The sequence below is a fragment of the Halochromatium sp. NSM3 genome, from assembly GCF_059621085.1.
Map to the genome: position 1 here is coordinate 1 of NZ_JCAQIA010000031.1, position 19,658 is coordinate 19,658.

Sequence of the window (19,658 nt, forward strand, 5' to 3'; positions counted from 1 at the left end):
TGCGCCTTTCCTCGGCGGAAAAGGGGCTTGGCTGAAGAAGCTTGCTAATCAGGTGGCATCAAGTGCCGCACCGAACAGATCGACGAAAACGACGCCGATGCTGCCTTGGCCAAATACCAAGAGATTCGCGCTCGTTTTGTCCATCTCTCAGTGATGGAGCAGGATTATCAAAGTGCGGAACAACTGCTGCGTCATTGGCGACTCGGATTGCGAGCCGGAGATGCCTTGCACCTTGCTGTCGCTCGTCGCCACACGAGCGTCATCCTCAGCCTGGATAAGGTGTTGGTCAAAGCTGCACAGGTATTAGGCCCAGGTGCAATCAATCCGGCCAAGCCGCTTGGGTGATCGGCGATCTTGGGTGTTGAATCGGAGCAGGGCACTGGTTGGACAAAAAAAGCCGCCCGCACTGAGCGCAGTGCGGGCGGGCAGAGTCTTCTGAAACAGCGCGTGTGTTCCAGCATTCAGACAGGCGTTCAAGCGATCGCGCCCGCCTAACCAGCCTCGGGCAACCCAAGCTCACGCCAGAGCTTCAGCGTCGGCGCCGACTGGTTCATGGTGTAGAAATGCAGCCCAGGCGCGCCGCCGTCGAGCAGGCGCTGGCACAGCTCGAGCACTACGTCGTGGCCGAAGCTGCGAATCGATTCCTTGTCATCGCCAAAGCCTTCCAGCCGCTTCCTGATCCAGCGCGGGATCTCGGCGCCGCAGGCGTCCGAGAAGCGCGCCAGCTGTGAGTAGTTGCTGATCGGCATGACGCCGGCGATGATCGGCACCTCGATGCCCATGCGCTGGCATTCCTCAAGGAACCAAAAGTAGGCCTCGGCGCTGTAGAAATACTGCGTGATCGCGGTATCGGCGCCGGCCTCGACCTTGCGCTTAAAGTTCTCAAGATCGGCCTGGGCGCTGGGGGCCTGCGGATGGAACTCCGGATAGGCGGCGACCTCGAGCTTGAAGCGATCGCCATATTCCTCGCGCAGAAAGGCGACGAGTTCGTTGGCGTAGCGAAAAGTGCCAACGCCGGTGCGGCCCATGCCGGAGGGCATGTCGCCGCGCAGCGCGACCAGGCGGTCGATGCCTTGTTCGATGTAATGGCCGACGATGTCGCGGATCTCGTCCTTCTCCGAGCCGATACAAGCCAGATGCGGCGCAGTGGCGATGCCTTGCTCGCGCAGCCAATCGACGGTGGCGAAGGTGCGTTCGCGGGTCGAGCCGCCGGCGCCATAGGTGCAAGAGAAGTAACGCGGTCCGACCGCGTTGAGCCGTTTCACTGCGGTCTTGAGCTTGTCCATGCCCTCGTCGGTCTTGGGCGGAAACAGCTCGAAGCTGAAGGTGCGTGGGGTGGGGGTGTTCATGAGGAGGTCTCCGAGCGTCGAATGAGCCGTTGACCTCTGTCTGCGGGCGCCTGTTGCGAGACGGGGAGTGGCGCGTCACCGACAGGGTCCGGGAGGCGCGCGGCCGGGGTAGGTCCCGCGCGCGGTGTTCAGTGCCTTCCGTGGCGACCTCGGCCCGTGCGCCGCCTTGGCGACGCGCGGGCGCGATTCCGCTTAGTAGCGGTAATGCTCCGACTTGTACGGCCCTTCGACGGTGACGCCGATATAGGCCGCCTGCTCGGGCGAGAGCTGGGTCAGCTTGGCGCCGACCTTCTCCAGATGCAGGCGCGCGACCTCCTCATCGAGATGCTTGGGCAGGATGTGCACACCCAGCGGGTACTCATCGGGCTTGTTGAAGATCTCGATCTGCGCGACCACCTGGTTGGTGAACGAGTTCGACATCACGAAGCTCGGATGCCCCGTGGCACAGCCGAGGTTGACCAGTCGACCGCGCGCCAGCAGGGTGATGCGATGGCCATCGGGGAAGATGATCTGATCGACCTGCGGCTTGATCTCGATCCACTCCAGATCCTTCAGGGAGTTAACCTGGATCTCGTTGTCGAAATGGCCGATGTTGCAGACGATGGCCTGATTCTTCATCCGCGCCATGTGGTCGTAGGTGATGATGTCCTTGTTACCGGTGGCGGTGACGAAGATATCGGCCTGGTCGATGACCTCATCGAGGCGCACCACGCGATAGCCTTCCATCGCCGCTTGCAGGGCGCAGATCGGATCGACTTCGGTGACCCAGACGTTGGCGCCGAGGCCGCGCAGCGAGGCCGCCGAGCCCTTGCCGACGTCGCCATAGCCACAGACCACCGCGACCTTGCCGGCGATCATTACATCGGTCGCGCGCTTGATCGCGTCGACCAACGACTCGCGGCAGCCATAGAGGTTGTCGAACTTGGACTTGGTGACCGAGTCGTTGACGTTCATCGCCGTGAACAGCAGGGTGCCCTGCTTGAACATCTCATAGAGGCGATGCACACCGGTGGTGGTCTCCTCGGTGACGCCCTTGATCTCCTTGGCGATCTTGTGCCAATGCTCGCGGTCCTTCTCGAAGGTGCGCCCGAGCAGGCCGAGCACGGCGGTGAACTCTTCGTCGTCATCGGCGGTGGGCTTAGGCACCGCGCCGGCCTTCTCGAACTCGACACCCTTGTGCACCAGCAGGGTGGCGTCGCCGCCGTCGTCGAGGATCATGTTCGGACCCTTGCCGTCGGGCCAGTTCAGCACCTGCTCGGTGCACCACCAGTACTCTTCCAGGGTCTCGCCCTTCCAGGCATAGACCGGGATGCCGCGCGCGGCCATGGCAGCGGCGGCATGATCCTGGGTCGAGAAGATGTTGCACGAGGCCCAGCGCACCTCGGCGCCGAGTTCGACCAGGGTCTCGATGAGGACCGCAGTCTGGATGGTCATGTGCAGACTGCCGGTGATGCGCGCGCCCTTGAGCGGCTTGGAGGCGCCGTACTTCTCGCGCAGCGCCATCAGGCCCGGCATCTCGGTCTCGGCGATGTCCAGTTCTTTGCGGCCGTAATCGGCCAACGTGATGTCGGCCACTTTGTAGTCGTTAAACTCACTCATGGTATTCAGCTCCTGAGTATCGTGAGTGAGCGCCGTTGATCTTGAAGTGTCCCTCGCGAGCCTGGCAGGACGCCCGTGGGTCCTGTTGCAGCGCTCCTCGCGCGGGAGGGGAGGTGTCTCGTGTCGGACGGGCGTTTAGAGCCCGGCGGCCTCCTTGAGTGCGGCGGCCTTGTCGGTGCGCTCCCAGCTCAGGTCGGCCAGCTCGCGACCGAAGTGGCCGTAAGCGGCGGTCTGGCGATAGATCGGGCGGACCAGGTCGAGCATCTTGATCAGCGCATAGGGGCGCAGGTCGAAGTGCTCGCGCACCAGGCTGGCGATGCGGTCTTCGTCGATCTTGGCGGTGCCGAAGGTCTCGACCGCGATCGAGGTCGGCTCGGCGACGCCGATGGCGTAGGAGATCTGCACCTCGCAGCGATCGGCGAGACCGGCGGCGACGATGTTCTTGGCCACGTAGCGACCGGCATAGGCCGCCGAGCGGTCGACCTTGGACGGGTCCTTGCCGGAGAAGGCGCCACCACCATGACGGGCCATGCCGCCGTAGGTGTCGACGATGATCTTGCGTCCGGTCAGGCCGCAATCGCCGACCGGGCCACCGATGACGAAGTTACCGGTCGGGTTGATGTGGAACTTGGTGTCCTTGTGCACCCACTCGGGCGGCAGCACCGGCTTGATGATGTTCTCCATCACCGCTTCCTGCAGGTGCTTGTAGTCGATGTCCGGATCGTGCTGGGTCGAGAGCACCACTGCATCGACGGCGACGACCTTGCCGCCCTCGTAGCGCATGGTGACCTGGCTCTTGGCGTCCGGGCGCAGCCACTCGAGCACATGCTCCTTGCGCATCTCCGACTGGCGTTCGACCAGGCGATGGGCGTAGGTGATCGGTGCCGGCATCAGCACGTCGGTTTCGTTGGTGGCGTAGCCGAACATCAGGCCCTGGTCGCCGGCGCCCTGCTCCTCGGGGCTGGTGCGGTCGACGCCTTGGGCGATGTCGGTCGACTGCTTGCCGACCAGTGACATCACCGCGCAGGTGTTGCCGTCGAAGCCGACATCGGAGCTGTTATAGCCGATGTCGTTGACCACGCCACGCACCAGCTCGTCGAAATCGACCCAGTGGTCGGTGGTGATCTCGCCGGCGACGATGACCGCGCCGGTCTTGATCATGGTTTCGCAGGCGACCCGCGCATGTTCGGGGTTGCTGTCGTTGGCCAGGATGTCGTCGAGGACGGCATCGGAGATCTGATCGGCAACCTTGTCCGGATGGCCCTCGGAGACGGACTCCGAGGTGAAGATGTAGTTCTCTGACATAGATCGAGGGTCTCTCGTTGGGGTCCGCCGCAAACACCGGCAGAAGGCCGAAGAAGCCGCGATACGGACGGTTAATCAGTTGACGAGAGCAGCCCAGTGTATACGGTTTCTCGGCCAGTTGACAGGGTGGGGTGGTACACAAAGGGCCAGGCGCGGGGGGTGAGGTCCGGTGTAAAACCCAATAAAAACAGCACTATGATAAGGATTATCCGAGGTCTATCCGGAGCCTGAAATCGGTCTCGCGAAGGTTCTGGCTCAGCGTCTGGTTGCGTTACCATAGGCCGCCCGTAAACCCAAGCGTTGAGGAGGGTCTTGCACCATGGTTTCACTCGAAACACCGGTCTGCGACTTTGGCCGGCAGGCACCTGAGTTCGCACTGCCCGGCGTCGATGGCCAGATCTGGCGACGCGACGATTGCACTGGGCCAAAGGGCCTGCTGGTGATGTTCATCTGTAACCACTGCCCGTATGTGAAGGCGGTGCGCGAGCGCATCGTGCGCGATACCCGTGAACTGATGACGCTCGGCGTCGGCAGCGTCGCGATCATGGCCAATGATCCCTCGGATTATCCAGAGGATTCGTTCGAGAACATGAAGGTGGTCGCGCGCGAGCACGATTTTCCGTTTCCCTATCTGATGGATGAAACCCAGGAGGTCGCCAAGCGCTTTGGCGCTATCTGCACGCCCGACTTCTTCGGCTACAACAGCGTGTTAGAGCTGCAATACCGTGGCCGGCTCGACGAAAGCCGCAAAGAGACGGCGCCTGCGGGCGTACGCCGCGATCTGTTCGAGGCGATGAAGCAGGTGGCGCAGACCGGCCAGGGTCCCGAGCATCAGACCCCGAGCATGGGCTGCTCGATCAAGTGGCGTGATGCCTAGCGGCTCACGGCTGGGTTTGGCGAGGAAGCGGGGCTTGGCGAAGAGGCTAGGCAGGGACGGCTGATGGTTGTCTAACGCCTTGCCAGGGCTTGGATTTCAGCCTGCGCCGACGTTGCTGCCCAAGCCCCGGGATGCAGCGAGTACTTGCGTAAATCGGTTCAGTAATTCTTAATATTGCGATCTGGTAAAGCAGCATGGACATGATCCCTAGCAATTCTCTTGGCTTATCGCCCGCGTTTCAGCGAGAATGAAAAGCTTTGGTGTCCGCAGGCCCGTGACGCTCATCAACAGCGTTCGTCACCCGAAAGAAACTTAAAATACAGGAGGGGCAGATGTCCTCACGCAGAGAACTTGCCAACGCCATCCGTGCACTGAGCATGGATGCGGTCCAGAAAGCGAAGTCTGGACATCCGGGCGCGCCGATGGGCATGGCCGATATCGCCGAAGTGCTGTGGAACGACTACATGCAGCACAACCCCGGCAACCCCGACTGGCCCAATCGTGATCGTTTCGTGCTCTCCAACGGGCATGGGTCGATGCTGCTCTACTCGTTGCTGCACCTCACTGGCTACGATTTGAGTATCGAGGACATCAAACAGTTCCGTCAGCTGCACTCGAAGACCCCCGGGCATCCCGAGTATGGCTACGCGCCCGGCATCGAGACCACGACCGGTCCGCTCGGGCAAGGCATCAGCAACGCCGTTGGCATGGCGCTGGCCGAGAAGATCCTGGCGGCGCAGTTCAACAAGTCGGGCCATGAGATCGTCGATCACCATACCTACTGCTTCCTCGGTGATGGCTGCCTGATGGAAGGCATCTCGCACGAGTCTTGCTCGCTGGCCGGCGCGCTTGGACTCGGCAAGCTGATTGCCTTCTATGACGACAACAATATCTCGATCGACGGCGAGGTCCGCGGTCACGGCGATACGCCGGCCTGGTTCCTTGATGACACGCCCAAGCGCTTCGAGGCCTACAACTGGCATGTGATCCCGAAGGTCGACGGCCATGATCCAGAGGCGGTCAAGGCGGCGATCGAAGAGGCGCGCGCGATCACCGACAAGCCCAGCCTGATCTGCTGTCAGACTATCATCGGCTTCGGCTCACCGAACAAGCAGGGCAAGGAAGAGTGTCACGGCGCGGCACTCGGCGATGACGAGATCGCGCTGACCCGTGAGGCCCTGGGCTGGTCGGCGCCGCCGTTCGAGATCCCCGAGCCGATCGCCTCGGCTTGGAATGCCAAGACGCGCGGCACCAAGGCCGAGCAGGCGTGGAACGACAAATTCGCGGCTTATAAGAGCGCGTTCCCGGAGGAGGCCGCCGAGTTCGAGCGCCGCATCGCCGGCGAGCTGCCCGAGGACTTTGACGCCAAGGCCTGGGAGTTCATCCAGTCGGTCGACGCCAAGGCCGAGAAGATCGCCACCCGCAAGGCCTCGCAGAACGCGCTCAACGGCCTTGGGCCGCTGTTGCCGGAGCTGCTCGGCGGCTCCGCCGATCTGGCCGGCTCCAACCTCACGATTTGGTCCGGCGCCAAGGGCGTGGGCTCGAAGGATGCCAGCGGCAACTACATCTACTACGGCGTGCGCGAGTTCGGCATGTCGGCCATCATGAACGGCGCCACGCTCCATGGCGGCCTCAAGCCCTATGGCGCCACTTTCCTGATGTTCATGGAATATGCCCGCAACGCGGTGCGCATGGCGGCGCTGATGAAGATCAACCCGATCTTCGTCTATACCCACGACTCGATCGGCCTCGGCGAAGACGGCCCGACCCATCAGCCGGTCGAGCAAGTCTCGATCCTACGCCTGACCCCGCGCATGTCGACCTGGCGTCCCTGTGACGCGGTCGAGAGCGCGGTGGCCTGGAAGCTCGCCATCCAACGCACGGGCGGACCCACCGCGCTGATCTTCTCGCGTCAGGGCGCACCGCACATGAGCCGCAGCGAAGAGCAGATGCGCGCCATCGCGAAGGGCGCCTATGTGCTGCGTGACTGCGAGGGCACCCCGGACGCGATCATCATCGGCACCGGCACCGAGGTCGAGCTGGCGATGACCGCTGCCGAGCAGCTCAGCGCCAAGGGCCGCAAGGTGCGTGTCGTCTCGATGCCGTCGATGGACACCTTCGACGCCCAAGACGCGGCCTATAAGGAATCGGTGCTGCCGGATGCGGTCAAGGCGCGGGTCGCCGTCGAGGCTGGCGTCTCCAACCTCTGGCCGAAGTACGTCGGCATGCACGGCAAGATTGTCGGCATCGACACCTTCGGTGAGTCCGCTCCCGCCGGCGATGTCTACAAGGCATTCGGCATCACCGCCGAGGCCGTGGCCGAGGCCGTCGATAGCCTGCTCTAAAGCCCCATGCCGCGAGCCCGTCGCGCGGGGCGCCGCGCCCCGCACTGTTGGGCCCGATGGCGCTCACCCGTTTGATAGCGCTCATTTACGAGGAGTCACTCAATGACCTTGAAAGTTGGTATCAACGGCTTCGGCCGTATCGGCCGTATGGCCTTCCGCGCGATCTCGAAGGATTTCCCGGACATGCAGGTGGTCGGCATCAACGACCTGCTCGATCCCGAGTACCTGGCCTATATGCTCAAGTATGACTCGGTGCACGGTAACTTCGCTGGTGATATTGCGGTCGACGGCAATACCATGACCGTCAACGGCAACGCCATCCGCCTGACCGCCGAGAAAGACCCGGCGAAGCTGGCCTGGGGCGATATCGGTGTCGATCTGGTGCTCGAGTGCACCGGCTTCTTCCTGACCAGCGAGAGCTGCCAGGCGCACATCGACGCCGGCGCCAAGAAGGTGGTGCAGAGCGCGCCATCGAAGGACGGCACGCCGATGTTCGTCTACGGCGTCAACCACCACACCTACGACGGCCAGGCGATCATCTCGGCCGCGTCTTGCACCACCAACTGCCTGGCGCCGGTCTCCAAGGTGCTGCACGACAACTGGGGCATCAAGCGCGGCCTGATGACCACCGTGCATGCCGCCACCGCGACCCAGAAGACCGTTGATGGTCCGTCGATGAAGGATTGGCGCGGCGGTCGCGGCATCCTCGAGAACATCATCCCGTCCTCGACCGGCGCGGCGAAAGCGGTCGGCAAGGTGCTGCCTGAACTCAACGGCAAGCTCACCGGCATGGCCTTCCGCGTGCCTACCTCGGACGTCTCGGTGGTCGACCTGACCTGCGAGTTGAACAAGGAGGCCACCTATGAGGACATCTGCGCGGCCATGAAGGCGGCCTCGGAGTCCGGCGACCTGGCCGGCGTGCTGGCCTACACCGATGAGAAAGTGGTCTCGACCGACTTCCGTGGACATGGCACGCCGTCGATCTTTGATGCCGGTGCCGGCATCATGCTCGATAGCACCTTCGTCAAGGTTGTCGCCTGGTACGACAACGAGTACGGCTACACCTGCAACTACCTGCGCCTAGCGCAGCATATCGCCGGCTGATTGAGCCATTCGCGCTGATCGGCGCGCGGGGTGGGGTTGTGCCCCTCCGCGCCCGATCGCGAACCGAGCCTTCGTGTCCGGCCGGGCCCGCTTGAACGATGCGGAAAGCCGCTTGGTTTTCCAGATCGCTCCAGCGCCCATCAAACGCTCATCAAACACCATCTCGAAGAGGCTGTCCGTTATGTCCTTCACCAAGCTCACCGATCTTGATCTGGCCGGTAAACGGGTGCTGATCCGCTCCGATCTCAACGTGCCGGTCAAGAATGGCAAGGTCACCTCCGATGCCCGCATCACGGCCTCGCTGCCGACCTTCGAGCACTGCCTCAAGGCCGGTGCCAAGGTCATGGTGATGTCGCACCTGGGGCGTCCAGAAGAGGGCGTCTACTCGGAGGAGAACTCGTTGGCACCGGTGGCCGCCAATCTCGGCGCCAAGCTCGGCCGCGAGGTGCGCTTGGTCAAGGATTATCTGGAGACCGCGCCCGAGGTCGCCGACGGCGAGCTGGTGCTGCTCGAGAACGTGCGCTTCAACAGCGGCGAGAAGAAGGACGACGAGGCGCTGTCGAAGCAGTACGCGGCGCTCTGCGATGTCTATGTGATGGACGCCTTCGGCACCGCGCACCGCGCGCAGGCCTCGACCCATGGCGCCGGCAAGTTCGCGCCGGCGGCCTGCGCCGGGCTGTTGCTGGCCGAGGAACTGGATGCGCTGAAGAAGGCCCTGGCCGAGCCCAAGCGGCCGATGGTGGCGATCGTCGGCGGCTCCAAGGTCTCGACCAAGCTGACCGTGCTCGAGGCGCTCTCGACCAAGGTCGATCAGCTGGTGGTCGGCGGCGGTATCGCCAATACCTTCATCAAGGCCGCCGGGCACCAGGTCGGCAAGTCGCTGTACGAGGCCGATCTGGTCGACACCGCCAAGGCGCTGATGGACAAGGCCACCGCCGCCGGCGCCACCATCCCGATCGCGACCGATGTCGTCTGCGGCAAGCAGTTCGACGAGAACGAGCCGGCGGTGCAGAAGCCGGTCGAGGAAGTCACCGATGACGACATGATCTTCGATATCGGCCCGGACAGCGCCGAGGCGCTCGCAGCGATCATCAAGCAGGCCGGCACCGTGGTCTGGAACGGCCCGGTCGGCGTGTTCGAGTTCGATCAGTTCGGCGCGGGCACCAAGACCATCTCGATGGCGATCGCCGAGACCGATGCCTTCACGCTCGCCGGTGGTGGCGACACCATCGCGGCGATCCAGAAGTACGACATCTACGACCGTGTCTCCTACATCTCGACCGCTGGCGGGGCCTTCCTCGAATATCTCGAGGGCAAGACCCTGCCGGCGGTGGCCATGCTCGAGGCCCGCGCGAACGCCTAATCAACGCGCTCCACACGCCTTTTTTGCTCGGATCGATACCTTGATGCCAAGACGTACCAAGATCGTTGCCACCTTTGGTCCCGCCACCGATGCGCCGGGCGTACTCGAAGCCATGGTCGATGCCGGGCTCAATGTGGTTCGCTTGAATATGTCGCACGACTCGCACGAGCGCCAGCGTGAGCGCGTCGAGCGCGTGCGTCGCGTGGCGCTCGCCAAGCGCCATGCGCTGGGTGTGCTGATCGATCTTCAAGGCCCGAAGATCCGCATCGGCAAATTCGTCGAAGGTGCCATCGAGTTGGCCCAGGGAGCGGCGTTTGCGATCGATGCCGAGTGTCCGCTCGATGCGGGCGATCACAGCCGCGTTGGGACCACCTTGCCGAGCATGGCCGAGGATCTGTCGTCGGGGGATATCCTGCTACTCGACGACGGTGCCATTGAACTCCAGGTCGAGGCCGTCGAGGGCGGGCGAGCCGATTGCAAGGTATTGGTCGGCGGCCGTCTGTCGAATAACAAGGGCATCAACAAGAAAGGCGGCGGGCTCTCGGCGCCGGCGCTAACCGAGAAGGACAAGGCCGACATCGTCTTTGCCGCCGAGGTCGAGGCCGACTACCTGGCCGTCTCCTTCGTCTGCAATGGCGACGATGTGCGGCTCGCGCGACAACTGCTCGAAGAGGCGGGCGGCAAGGGCGGCATCGTCGCCAAGATCGAACGCGCCGAGGCGCTGCACGCGCTCGAGGACATCATCGATGCCTCGGACGCGGTGATGGTCGCGCGCGGCGACCTCGGGGTCGAGATCGGCGACGCCGAACTGCCGGCGGTGCAGAAGCGCTTGATCAGCATGGCGCGTGATCGCAACAGCGTGGTGATTACCGCGACGCAGATGATGCAGTCGATGATCGAGAACCCGATCCCAACCCGAGCCGAGGTCTTCGATGTCGCCAACGCGGTGCTCGATGGCACCGATGCGGTGATGCTCTCGGCCGAGACCTCGGTTGGCAAGAACCCGGCCAAGGTGGTCGAGTCGATGTCGCGCATCTGCGCCGAGGCCGAGAAGGAGCGCCTGGTGCGTCGCTCCGGCCATCGCATTGATGCCGTCTTCGGCCGCGTCGACGAGGCCATCGCGATGGCGACCATGTACACCGCCAACCACCTCGGCGTGAAGGCGATCGCGGCGCTGACCGAATCCGGCTCGACGGTCAAATGGATGTCTCGCATCAGTTCCGGCATCCCGATCTACGCGATGACCCGTCAGGTACCAACCCGCCGAAAAGTAACCCTTTTCCGTGGTGTCTATCCGGTAAGATTCGATGTCTCGAGCACGGACATCCACGAGGTGAACAAGGAGGTCATCGAGGAATTACTGCGCCATGGCACCGTGCAGGAAGGCGATCTGGTGATCATCACCAAGGGCGATCGCTCTGGTGTCGAGGGGCAGACCAATATCATGAAGATCATGCGCGTCGGCGAGCATCGCCTGCTGACCGACGACTGACGCATCGGCAACCGATTTCGACCCCGTTTTTACGTCTTTACAACGACAGAGGAGAACCGCAATGGCTCTTATTTCGCTTCGCCAGTTGCTGGATCATGCCGCTGAGTACAGCTACGGCGTCCCAGCCTTTAACGTGAACAACCTCGAGCAGATGCGGGCCATGATGGAGGCCGCCGACGAGACCGATTCTCCTGTGATCTGTCAGGCATCGGCCGGTGCGCGCAAGTACGCCGGCGCGCCCTTCCTGCGCCACCTGATCCTGGCGGCGATCGAGGAATTCCCGCACATCCCGGTCGTGATGCATCAGGATCACGGGGCATCGCTGGCGATTTGCCAGCGTTCGATCCAGCTCGGCTTCAGCTCGGTGATGATGGACGGCTCGCTGGGCGAGGACATGAAGACGCCGATGGACTACGACTACAACGCGCGCGTCACTCGCCAAGTGGTCGATATGTCGCATGCCTGCGGCGTCTCGGTTGAGGGCGAGCTTGGCTGCCTGGGCTCGCTTGAGTCCGGCATGGCCGGCGAGGAGGACGGCTCCGGCGCCGAGGGCAAGCTCAGCCACGATCAGCTGCTGACCGATCCGGAAGAGGCGGCCAAGTTCGTCCAGGATACCCATGTCGACGCCCTGGCCATTGCCATCGGCACTAGCCATGGCGCCTACAAGTTCACCCGGCCGCCGACAGGCGACATCCTCGCCATCCAGCGCATCCGTGAGATCCATGCCCGCATCCCGGATACCCATCTGGTCATGCATGGCTCTTCCTCGGTGCCACAGGAGTGGCTGAAGATCATCGACGAGTTCGGTGGCGACATGGGCGAGACCTACGGCGTGCCGGTCGAGGAGATCGCCGAGGGCATCAAGAATGGTGTGCGCAAGGTCAACATCGATACCGACCTGCGTATGGCCTCCACCGGTGCCATCCGCAAGCACCTGGCCGAGAATCGGAAGAACTTCGACCCGCGCAAGTATCTGGCGGCCTCGACCAAGGCGATGAAAGACATCTGTAAGCACCGCTACGAGGCCTTCGGCACCGCTGGCAATGCGAGCAAGATTCGTGCGCTCTCGCTCGAAGCGATGACCCAGCGTTACGCCAAGGGCGAACTCGACCCCAAGGTCAACTGATCACTGATCACTGATCACCGGCCACCTTCGCAGTTGCGAAGAGAGCAAAGGGCGCTTCGGCGCCCTTTTTGCTGTCGATCCAAAGGTGCCGCTAGCCTAGCGCCAAAGCGCTAGCCCAGCGCCAAAAAGCGTTCCAATGCCGGACGCTCGGAGAGGTCGCCATAGAGGATTTCGGGGTTGCCGGCGTCGCTGGTACGCAGCAGGGCCGGCGTGGCAAAGATCCCAAACACGAGGGTCTGCTCGGGATCAGCGGTCAGATCGATCTCCGGCACCGAGGCAGGATCGAGTCCGATCTGTTCGAGCGCCTCGGCGAGATTGGCGCGCGCGCGCTGTGAGCGCGGCGCATCGCCGGTCACGAAGAGCCTGAGATTGTGCGGGTTAACGGTCATGGTCTCTGCACGCTGGTTCATGCCGCGCCCTTGGGTGGAGGTTGTTCTCTTGCACTCGGATTCCGACGACTCATGACCTCGTGCTCATGACGCCGAGCGCTTTGCTCGCGCGCCGAGCGTTCTTCTTGAAGGGCTTGCAATTCCAGCCGCAGGCGCTCGGCGTCGGCCACGGTCTGCTCAATCCGTTGCTCCAGCCCGCGTTGGCGCTGATCATCCTCGAGCCACTTGAGCCGCTGATTGATCGCCTCTTCGCTCTCCTTCTGCATCCGCGCCGTGCCCATCAGGACCTCGGTGCCATATTCGTAGACATCGGCGAGATCGATCCCGTGGTGCGCCAGGATCAGTTCACGCACCTGATCGGAATGCGCCGAACCGCGTGACTTCACCACCGAGAGCGAGCGATTGCGCTCGCCGCCATAGACGTTGAACCCGAGCACCAGCCAGGTGTCGGCCAGGGTCGAGGCATGACTCAGGGTGGCCTCGCTGGTGGGATCGGTCTGGGTGCCCAATGAGGTCAAGAGGGTGGTGATGCCGCGCGCGCGGGTGGCGCTGAGCATCCGCTCGATGGCGACCTGGGCGCTATCGGCCCCAGCGGCTTTCAGCAGCGCGGAGATCGGATCGATGATCAGACAATCGGGCTGGAAGCTGTGAAGCAACTGCTCGAGGGCATGGTAGTGATCCTCGATCAGACCGCTCCAAGCCTCGCGCGCGTGGAATTGGACCAAACCGGACTCGATCGGCTCGCCGAGGGCAATCCCCACCGAGGCCAGATTGCGCACCACCGGTGCTTGCTGCTCATCGAAACTGAGGAACAAGGTGCGTTCGCCACGGGCGGCGGCCGCTGCCGCGAAACTGCCGGAGAGGGTGGTCTTGGCGGTGCCGGGCTGGCCGGAGATCAGGGTCGTCGAGCCCCGATAGAGGCCGCCTCCGAGCACCTCATCGAGCCGGTGAATGCCGGTGCCAATGCGCTCATTTGGTGCTGGCCCCGCTGCCGCGACCGGGCGCGCGGCATAGGGGAAGTGCACGCCATCGTCGTCGAGGAGCATCGCGACCTCATCGGTGGTGTGCGCGCTGCCACGGAACTTGGCGATGCGAAAGCGACGGCTGAGCCGATTCGAGACCAGGGTCGTGGAGAGCACGAACACACTGGGCAACAGGAATTCGATGCCTTCCAGGTGAGCCGGCGCGAGACTGTGTTCACTCAACTTACCGGTCAGGATCAGCGACAGCTCGCGCTCCTCGCACCAATTGCTCAGGCTGTGGATCTGATCGATCGCCATCAAGGCGTCCTGCTGGCGGCGCAGCAGCTGATCGATCCCATCGAAGACCACCCAGTGCGCGCCGGTGCGCTTGACGCAGTGTTCGATCGCCGCCAACAGCCCTTCGAGATCGAACTCGCCGGAGACCCGCGCGCCGGGTGCTGGGCGTGCATCGATCAACTCGAAGCGCTGCTCGTCCCGCAGGTGGTGCCACCACGAAAAGGACGCCGCATCGCGCAGAACCTGGCGGCGCGATTCCTCGAACGAGACGAAGATCGCCCCTTCACCCCGGGCGATGGCCAGGGCCAGGATCTGCAGCGCGAGCACGGTCTTGCCAGCGGCCGGGCGGCCCAGGATCAGGGTGCCACCGGCGGCCGGGAGTCCGCCTTGGGTCATCTGATCCAGGCCCCTGATGCCGGTGGCGCGTTTCACGAGTCCTTCGGCGGCTTCAGTCACGCGGATGTCTCCGGTCGGTTGGTCTTGGGTGTCTTCAACGGCAGCCGCGAGCCTTGCTCCAGCAGCCAGCGGAAGTCCTCGGTCTCCAGCGGAACACTGAACAGATAGCCCTGCCCGAACTGGTAGCCGAGTTCGATCAGGGCCTGCTGTACCGCCTCCGTCTCGATGCCCTCGGCGATCAGCTCGGCGCCGAGCGCATCGGCAATCCCCTTGATGGCCTGCAGCACGGTGCGACTATAGCGATCCTCGCGCACGCGCGCGACGAAGCAGCGGTCGACCTTGATCTCATCGAACGGGTAGCGCTGCAGGTAGGCCAGCGACGAATAGCCGGTGCCGAAGTCGTCCAACGACAGCCGAATGCCGAACGCGCGCAGGGCGTTCAACTGCTCGAGCAGCGTTTCAGAGGCCTCGGCGAACACGCTTTCGGTGATCTCCAGGGTCAGCGCACTGGGCGCGATCTCGAATCGGTGCAAGATGGCGCGCACCGCTTGCGGGAAATCAGGGGTGCGAAATTGGATCAGCGAGACATTGACCGCGATGCCCACCACATTCAAGCCGGCCTGTTGCCAGTCGTGCAGCAGTCGACAGGCCTCGTGTAAGGCCCAATCGCCAATGGCCCCGATCAGTTGGCTCTGTTCGGCGATGGGGATGAACAGCCCCGGCGGCTGCAAGCCACGCTGGGGATGGTTCCACCGCAGCAGGGCTTCGCAGGCGACCAGCTCGCCGGTTGCCAGATTCACCTTCGGCTGGAAGTGGAGTTCGAACTGCTCCTCATACAGGGCGATACGCAGATCCTGGGTCAGTGCGATGCGCTCATGGACCTGCCGATCGAGTTCGGCGTTATAGGCGGTGGCCGTGTCCGTGCCCTGCTGACGTTGCTGGAACAGCGCTAGCTCGGCCTGGTGGAGCAGCGTCTCGGCCGAGCAGCGCCGATCGCCGACCAGGGTGTAGCCAAGGTCGATGTCGATCTCGATGCCGATGGTGGGCAGCAGGAAGCACTGCTCGGTGATCGCAATGAGCGCCTCGATCTGGTGCGACGGCTCGAGGCCGGGCGCGCCGCGCAGGAAGACGCTGAACTCATCACCGGCGATGCGCCCGACCAGTCCATCCTTACCCGCTTGGCGCTCGAGCCAGCGGGCGATCTCGATCAACAGTTGATCACCGGTCTCGAAGCCATGGGAGTCGTTGACATCGCGCAGATCCTTGATGTCGAACAAGGCCAGCAGCGTGGACGCCGAAGGCTGGTCGTCCTCGGCAAGCCGCGTGGCCAAGGCCTCGGTGAAGCCATCGCGGGTCAAGAGATGGGTGAGCCGATCGCGATGCACGAGCTGGTCCAACTGCAGCTCGGCGAGCTTGCGCTCGGTGATGTCGACATGCATCACCACGGCGCCATTTCGGCGTTCCGTCTCGTTCCCGGTCTCGCTCCCGTTCCCGGTCTTCTCGCCGGTCTGCCGGAGTCGGTTCGCGGCCATACGAAACCAGCGCTGCTCATACGGCGCATGACAGGGGTATTCCAACGAAAAGGCGTCTCGCTCGCCGGCGAGTAGCGCCTGGAGCGCGTGAGCAATGGTCGGCGCCTCCTCGGAAAAGTCGCCGACCGCGTGCTCACAGACCTCGAGATAGTTCATCCCGGTGCCCGCACTGGCGCCCGAGAAATCGTTCTGCTCGGCGAAACGGTGCCAGGCGTCGTTGACTTCGATGATGCGGCCATCGGCATCGAGCAGCGCGATATGCGCCGGCAAGGAGTCGATCAGCGCTTTGCGCGTTTGCACCAGTTCGGCGAGCTGATCGCGCGACTGGCGCAACGCAGCCTTCTGCGCTTGCAGTCGGCGCACCATCCGATGCTGCTCGGTCACATCCTGGAAATAGACCGCGAGGCCCTCCTGGGAAGGGAAGGCGCGGATCTCGAACCAGGTGCTGAACGGGCGGTAGTATTCCTCGAAGGTCACCGTCTCTTGCGTGAGCATGGCGCGCCGATAGGCCGATTCGATGCGCGTGCCGATCGCCTCCGGCAAGCACTGCCAGAAGGGCTTGCCGAGCAGGTGCTCGCGCGGCTGCTGTAGGAGCCGGGCGGCCTCGCGATTGAGATAGGCAAAGCGCCAGTCCCGGTCGAGCGCGAAGAAGCCATCGGTGATGCTCTCGAGGGTCGTCTGCAGACGCTCGCTCAGGGCTTCCGCCTCTAATTCGGCGGATTTTTGAGCCGAGATATCCTGAAATGCCCCCTGCGCGGCGCTGATGCCGCCTTGCTCGTCATAAACGGCTTCGCCGGTGGTGCGCACCCACACACGCTCGCCTTGGGCATTGATGATCCTGAGATCCACGCGATAGGGGATGCCGCGCTCGGCGCAGGCGGTGAAGACACGCCGAATGGTCTCAAGGTCTTCTGGGGCATAGAAGGCGATGCCTTCGTCGACCGAGGGTGAAAAGCCTTTGGGCATGCCGTGGATCTCGGCGACGATATCCGACCATTGAGCCTGATTGCTCGCCAGATCGACCCGCCAGCCGCCAATGCGACCCACGCGTCCGGCGATATCAAGCAGCTGTGATTGCTCACGCAGCTTGGTCTCGACCTGCTTGAACTCGGAGATGTCGGTGATCACGGCGACCACCTGGCGTGCCGAGGGGAACTGCGTCTCGATCGGGAAATAGCGCGCGAGCAACTGGCGCGGATGTCCGTCGAGATCGAGGCGTTCGGTCTCGAAGCGCTGGTTGTGACCGGCAAGACAGCCATCCAGCTTCGTTTTCAGCACGTTGTCGAAATAGGTGCGGCCGAGGACATCCCAGAGGTAGGCGCCTTCGATCTCGCCGCGATCACGCCCGAAGCGCTGGGCATAGGCCTGGTTGACCAACAGGTAGCGATACTGGTCGTCCGCGATCGCCATCAGGTCTTCGCTGCCCTCGACCAGCTCGCGATACTGGCGCAGGCGCCGAGCACTGGCCTCACGATGGTCCAGCATCCGGTTGAGGGCCGTCGCGAGGCGGGCCAATTCGTCTCCTCCCTGAACCGTCGCGCGGGCGTCGAGATCGCCCTGGTGGATACGCTCCACGGTCTGCGTGAGTGAGCGCACGGGAGCGGCGACGCGCCAATACAGCAGGCCGAAGGCGCTGATGCAGAGCAGGCCGAAGAGGATCGCCGAGCCCGCGAGTCGGAGCGCGATCTGATTCGCCTCGAGCGTGATGGCTTGTCGGCGCTCGCGCAGCAAGGCGTCCAATGCGATGTCCAGCACGACGCCGTGGCTGGCGATCTGATTGAGGATGATCCGGGTTCGCTCCGGCATCGGCGGCGGCTCGATCACCGCGCCGCGCGTCGGCGCGAGGTCCGAACGCGCTGGCACTGCCAGATGGGCGAGGGTATCGATCAGGACCTGGACGCGGTGCGCAGCCTTGAGGGCCTCGGGATGCTGCAATCCCTGCACCTGCAGTCGCCGCTGGATATCTTCGGCGTCCGCGCGCAGACGTTGCCAGAGTTCAGGGCCAGCACCGAATAGCAATAAGCTGTCCGAGGCCACCGACAGATGGTCGATGCGATGGCGCAACGCGAACAGATCGTTGACCTCGGTCTTGGCGGCTTCGAGCTTGGCATGGCTCTGCAGGGTGATCGCGAGCAGCAGCAGCAGACCGAGGGCAGAGCCCAGGATGCTGGCGATCGAGAGATGAAGGAGTTTCATGGAGTGTGTGGCACGGGCGGTATGCCAACGGTTCCTGGCACCAGCGCGCGCAGGATGGAATCATCGATCAGGTCGATGACATCGATGTCCGGATTGGACGGCGCTTGGCGCGTTGCGGCCCAGTCGGCCTGCTGCTGCAGTGCGGCAATCAGCGACCAGTCGATACTCAACTCATAATCCAGCGCCCGTTGTCGCCAGCTGTCTTCCAAGGCGGACGTTGACACCCCAACGCGTTCGGCATAGAGGGTGAGTGTTTCGCCTCTGTCCTGGTTGATCAACTCGATGGCCTCTCGATAGGTCGCGAGCATGGCGGCGCAGAGGTCGCGGCGCTCGCGGGCGGTGCGACGCGAGGTGACCAGGACCCACTTCGCCGTGTAGAGCTGACTGACTGGAAACTGGCCAAGGTCATCACCGAGCCGCGCTCGTAGTCTGACGATCCAGGGCTCGCGGATCACCGCCGCATCGATGGCGCCAGCGGCGAGCAGGGCTGGAATCGCGTCGGCCGCATGCTGATCGAGCAGCCTGACATCTGGGGGCAGACCGTGAAAGGTACTGAACAGCCACCAGAGGAATTCGGCGTTGGTTCCCGGCGGGAGGGCAACCTGGCGTCCGCTCAGGTCGCTCGGTGCGTTGATCGCGCGCTCGCGGTGGAAGACGATGCGATTGATGTCGGTGGAGTGGATCAGTCCGGCCAGGATCACCGGATCCTCCGGACCACCGGGATGAGGATCGGCGATGAGGTCAAGGACCAATGGTGCCAAGCTCATCAGGGCGAAGTCGACTTCACCAGCCTGCAAGCGCGCGAGATTGTGCGCGTCGAGTTCATCTCGACTGACCTCGGCGTTGAGTCCATGGCGGGCGAACAGCCCCTTGGATTCGGCCACGAGCGTCGGCAGATCAGCCACATAAAGCGCGCCCGCCACGCGCACGGGCTGCGGTGGCGGGGCCTTCGCCTGAGCCCGAGCCACGCCGGATAAGGCCATGCTCGAGATGCTGAGCAACAGCAAAATGCACCAGAGGCGTGCTGAGTGGGAGCGACTTGCGATCGGAATGACCATGGGATCTGTTTTCCAAGCCACCAGACTGAAGGTCCGCGTGCGCGGGAATCGACTTACCTCCCTGAGTTGGCACCTAGACGCTGGCATAGCCTTTCATTATCGCTGATTCAGGATCGAGACGCGAAGACGCATCGCGTGCCGATGCCGATCTTGGGACGCGCAGGGCGAGACTTGCGACAGGCAGTGCGGGATGAGCCTCGTGGGATTAAGGCGCCCTAGTCTGGTCTCGCGTACAGTGACCGTTGACCGTTGGCTCGAGACAAGGCTG

14 protein-coding genes and 1 riboswitch are annotated in these 19,658 nt (G+C 63.5%); of the genes, 7 read left to right on the top strand and 7 right to left on the bottom strand.

Annotated features, from left to right (window positions below):
* Positions 1 to 78 precede the first annotated feature (78 nt).
* Positions 79 to 345 (top strand): type II toxin-antitoxin system VapC family toxin, encoded by a 267-nt coding sequence (locus AC54T3_RS12850; RefSeq protein ID WP_496625361.1) that lies wholly within the window; start codon positions 79 to 81, stop codon positions 343 to 345.
* Positions 346 to 491: 146 nt separating this feature from the next.
* Here the strand turns inward: AC54T3_RS12850 and metF are convergent, their stop codons facing one another.
* The 3 genes from metF to metK all read right to left on the bottom strand — a co-directional run bounded on the left by metF (position 492) and on the right by metK (position 4,253).
* A complete protein-coding gene (gene metF, locus AC54T3_RS12855) occupies positions 492 to 1,349 on the bottom strand; it encodes a methylenetetrahydrofolate reductase [NAD(P)H] (RefSeq protein WP_496625297.1) in 858 nt (285 codons plus the stop codon).
* Between the two features lie 192 nt (positions 1,350 to 1,541).
* On the bottom strand, positions 1,542 to 2,948 hold the full coding sequence (gene ahcY, locus AC54T3_RS12860) for an adenosylhomocysteinase (RefSeq protein ID WP_496625298.1): 1,407 nt from the start codon (positions 2,946 to 2,948) through the stop codon (positions 1,542 to 1,544).
* A gap of 20 nt (positions 2,949 to 2,968) precedes the next feature.
* A riboswitch (S-adenosyl-L-homocysteine riboswitch) is annotated at positions 2,969 to 3,053 on the bottom strand.
* Between the two features lie 30 nt (positions 3,054 to 3,083).
* A complete protein-coding gene (gene metK / locus AC54T3_RS12865; RefSeq protein WP_496625300.1) occupies positions 3,084 to 4,253 on the bottom strand; it encodes a methionine adenosyltransferase in 1,170 nt (389 codons plus the stop codon).
* Between the two features lie 319 nt (positions 4,254 to 4,572).
* Here metK and AC54T3_RS12870 point away from each other — a divergent pair, with 319 nt between their 5' ends.
* From AC54T3_RS12870 to fba, 6 genes are all read left to right on the top strand, one after another.
* On the top strand, positions 4,573 to 5,130 hold the full coding sequence (locus AC54T3_RS12870) for a thioredoxin family protein (RefSeq protein ID WP_496625302.1): 558 nt from the start codon (positions 4,573 to 4,575) through the stop codon (positions 5,128 to 5,130).
* Positions 5,131 to 5,462: 332 nt separating this feature from the next.
* Complete coding sequence (gene tkt / locus AC54T3_RS12875; RefSeq protein WP_496625304.1) at positions 5,463 to 7,475, top strand: transketolase; 2,013 nt, start codon at positions 5,463 to 5,465, stop codon at positions 7,473 to 7,475.
* 102 nt (positions 7,476 to 7,577) lie between these two features.
* A complete protein-coding gene (gap, locus tag AC54T3_RS12880; protein WP_496625306.1) occupies positions 7,578 to 8,579 on the top strand; it encodes a type I glyceraldehyde-3-phosphate dehydrogenase in 1,002 nt (333 codons plus the stop codon).
* Positions 8,580 to 8,760: 181 nt separating this feature from the next.
* Complete coding sequence (locus AC54T3_RS12885; RefSeq protein WP_496625307.1) at positions 8,761 to 9,942, top strand: phosphoglycerate kinase; 1,182 nt, start codon at positions 8,761 to 8,763, stop codon at positions 9,940 to 9,942.
* A 43-nt stretch (positions 9,943 to 9,985) separates the two neighbouring features.
* Positions 9,986 to 11,434 (top strand): pyruvate kinase, encoded by a 1,449-nt coding sequence (gene pyk, locus AC54T3_RS12890; protein ID WP_496625309.1) that lies wholly within the window; start codon positions 9,986 to 9,988, stop codon positions 11,432 to 11,434.
* Between the two features lie 61 nt (positions 11,435 to 11,495).
* Complete coding sequence (gene fba, locus AC54T3_RS12895; RefSeq protein ID WP_496625311.1) at positions 11,496 to 12,560, top strand: class II fructose-bisphosphate aldolase; 1,065 nt, start codon at positions 11,496 to 11,498, stop codon at positions 12,558 to 12,560.
* 110 nt (positions 12,561 to 12,670) lie between these two features.
* On the opposite strand, the gene AC54T3_RS12900 is transcribed toward fba, so the two are convergent.
* Genes AC54T3_RS12900 through AC54T3_RS12915 form a run of 4 tightly spaced genes read right to left on the bottom strand, consistent with a single transcriptional unit; the run spans position 12,671 to position 19,390 of the window.
* Complete coding sequence (locus AC54T3_RS12900; RefSeq protein WP_496625312.1) at positions 12,671 to 12,970, bottom strand: circadian clock KaiB family protein; 300 nt, start codon at positions 12,968 to 12,970, stop codon at positions 12,671 to 12,673.
* Positions 12,967 to 14,664: a DUF7125 family protein gene (locus AC54T3_RS12905; protein WP_496625314.1), complete on the bottom strand. Its 1,698-nt coding sequence runs from the start codon at positions 14,662 to 14,664 to the stop codon at positions 12,967 to 12,969. The genes AC54T3_RS12900 and AC54T3_RS12905 overlap by 4 nt, the downstream gene beginning before the upstream one ends.
* Entirely contained in the window at positions 14,661 to 18,332 is a 3,672-nt protein-coding gene (locus tag AC54T3_RS12910) for an EAL domain-containing protein (protein ID WP_496625316.1), read from the bottom strand. Before AC54T3_RS12910 ends, AC54T3_RS12905 begins: the two co-directional genes overlap by 4 nt.
* Positions 18,329 to 19,390 carry an ABC transporter substrate-binding protein gene (locus AC54T3_RS12915; RefSeq protein WP_496625318.1) on the bottom strand — a complete coding sequence of 354 codons (1,062 nt, stop codon included), beginning with the start codon at positions 19,388 to 19,390 and terminating at the stop codon, positions 18,329 to 18,331. Before AC54T3_RS12915 ends, AC54T3_RS12910 begins: the two co-directional genes overlap by 4 nt.
* Between the last annotated feature and the right edge of the window lie 268 nt (positions 19,391 to 19,658).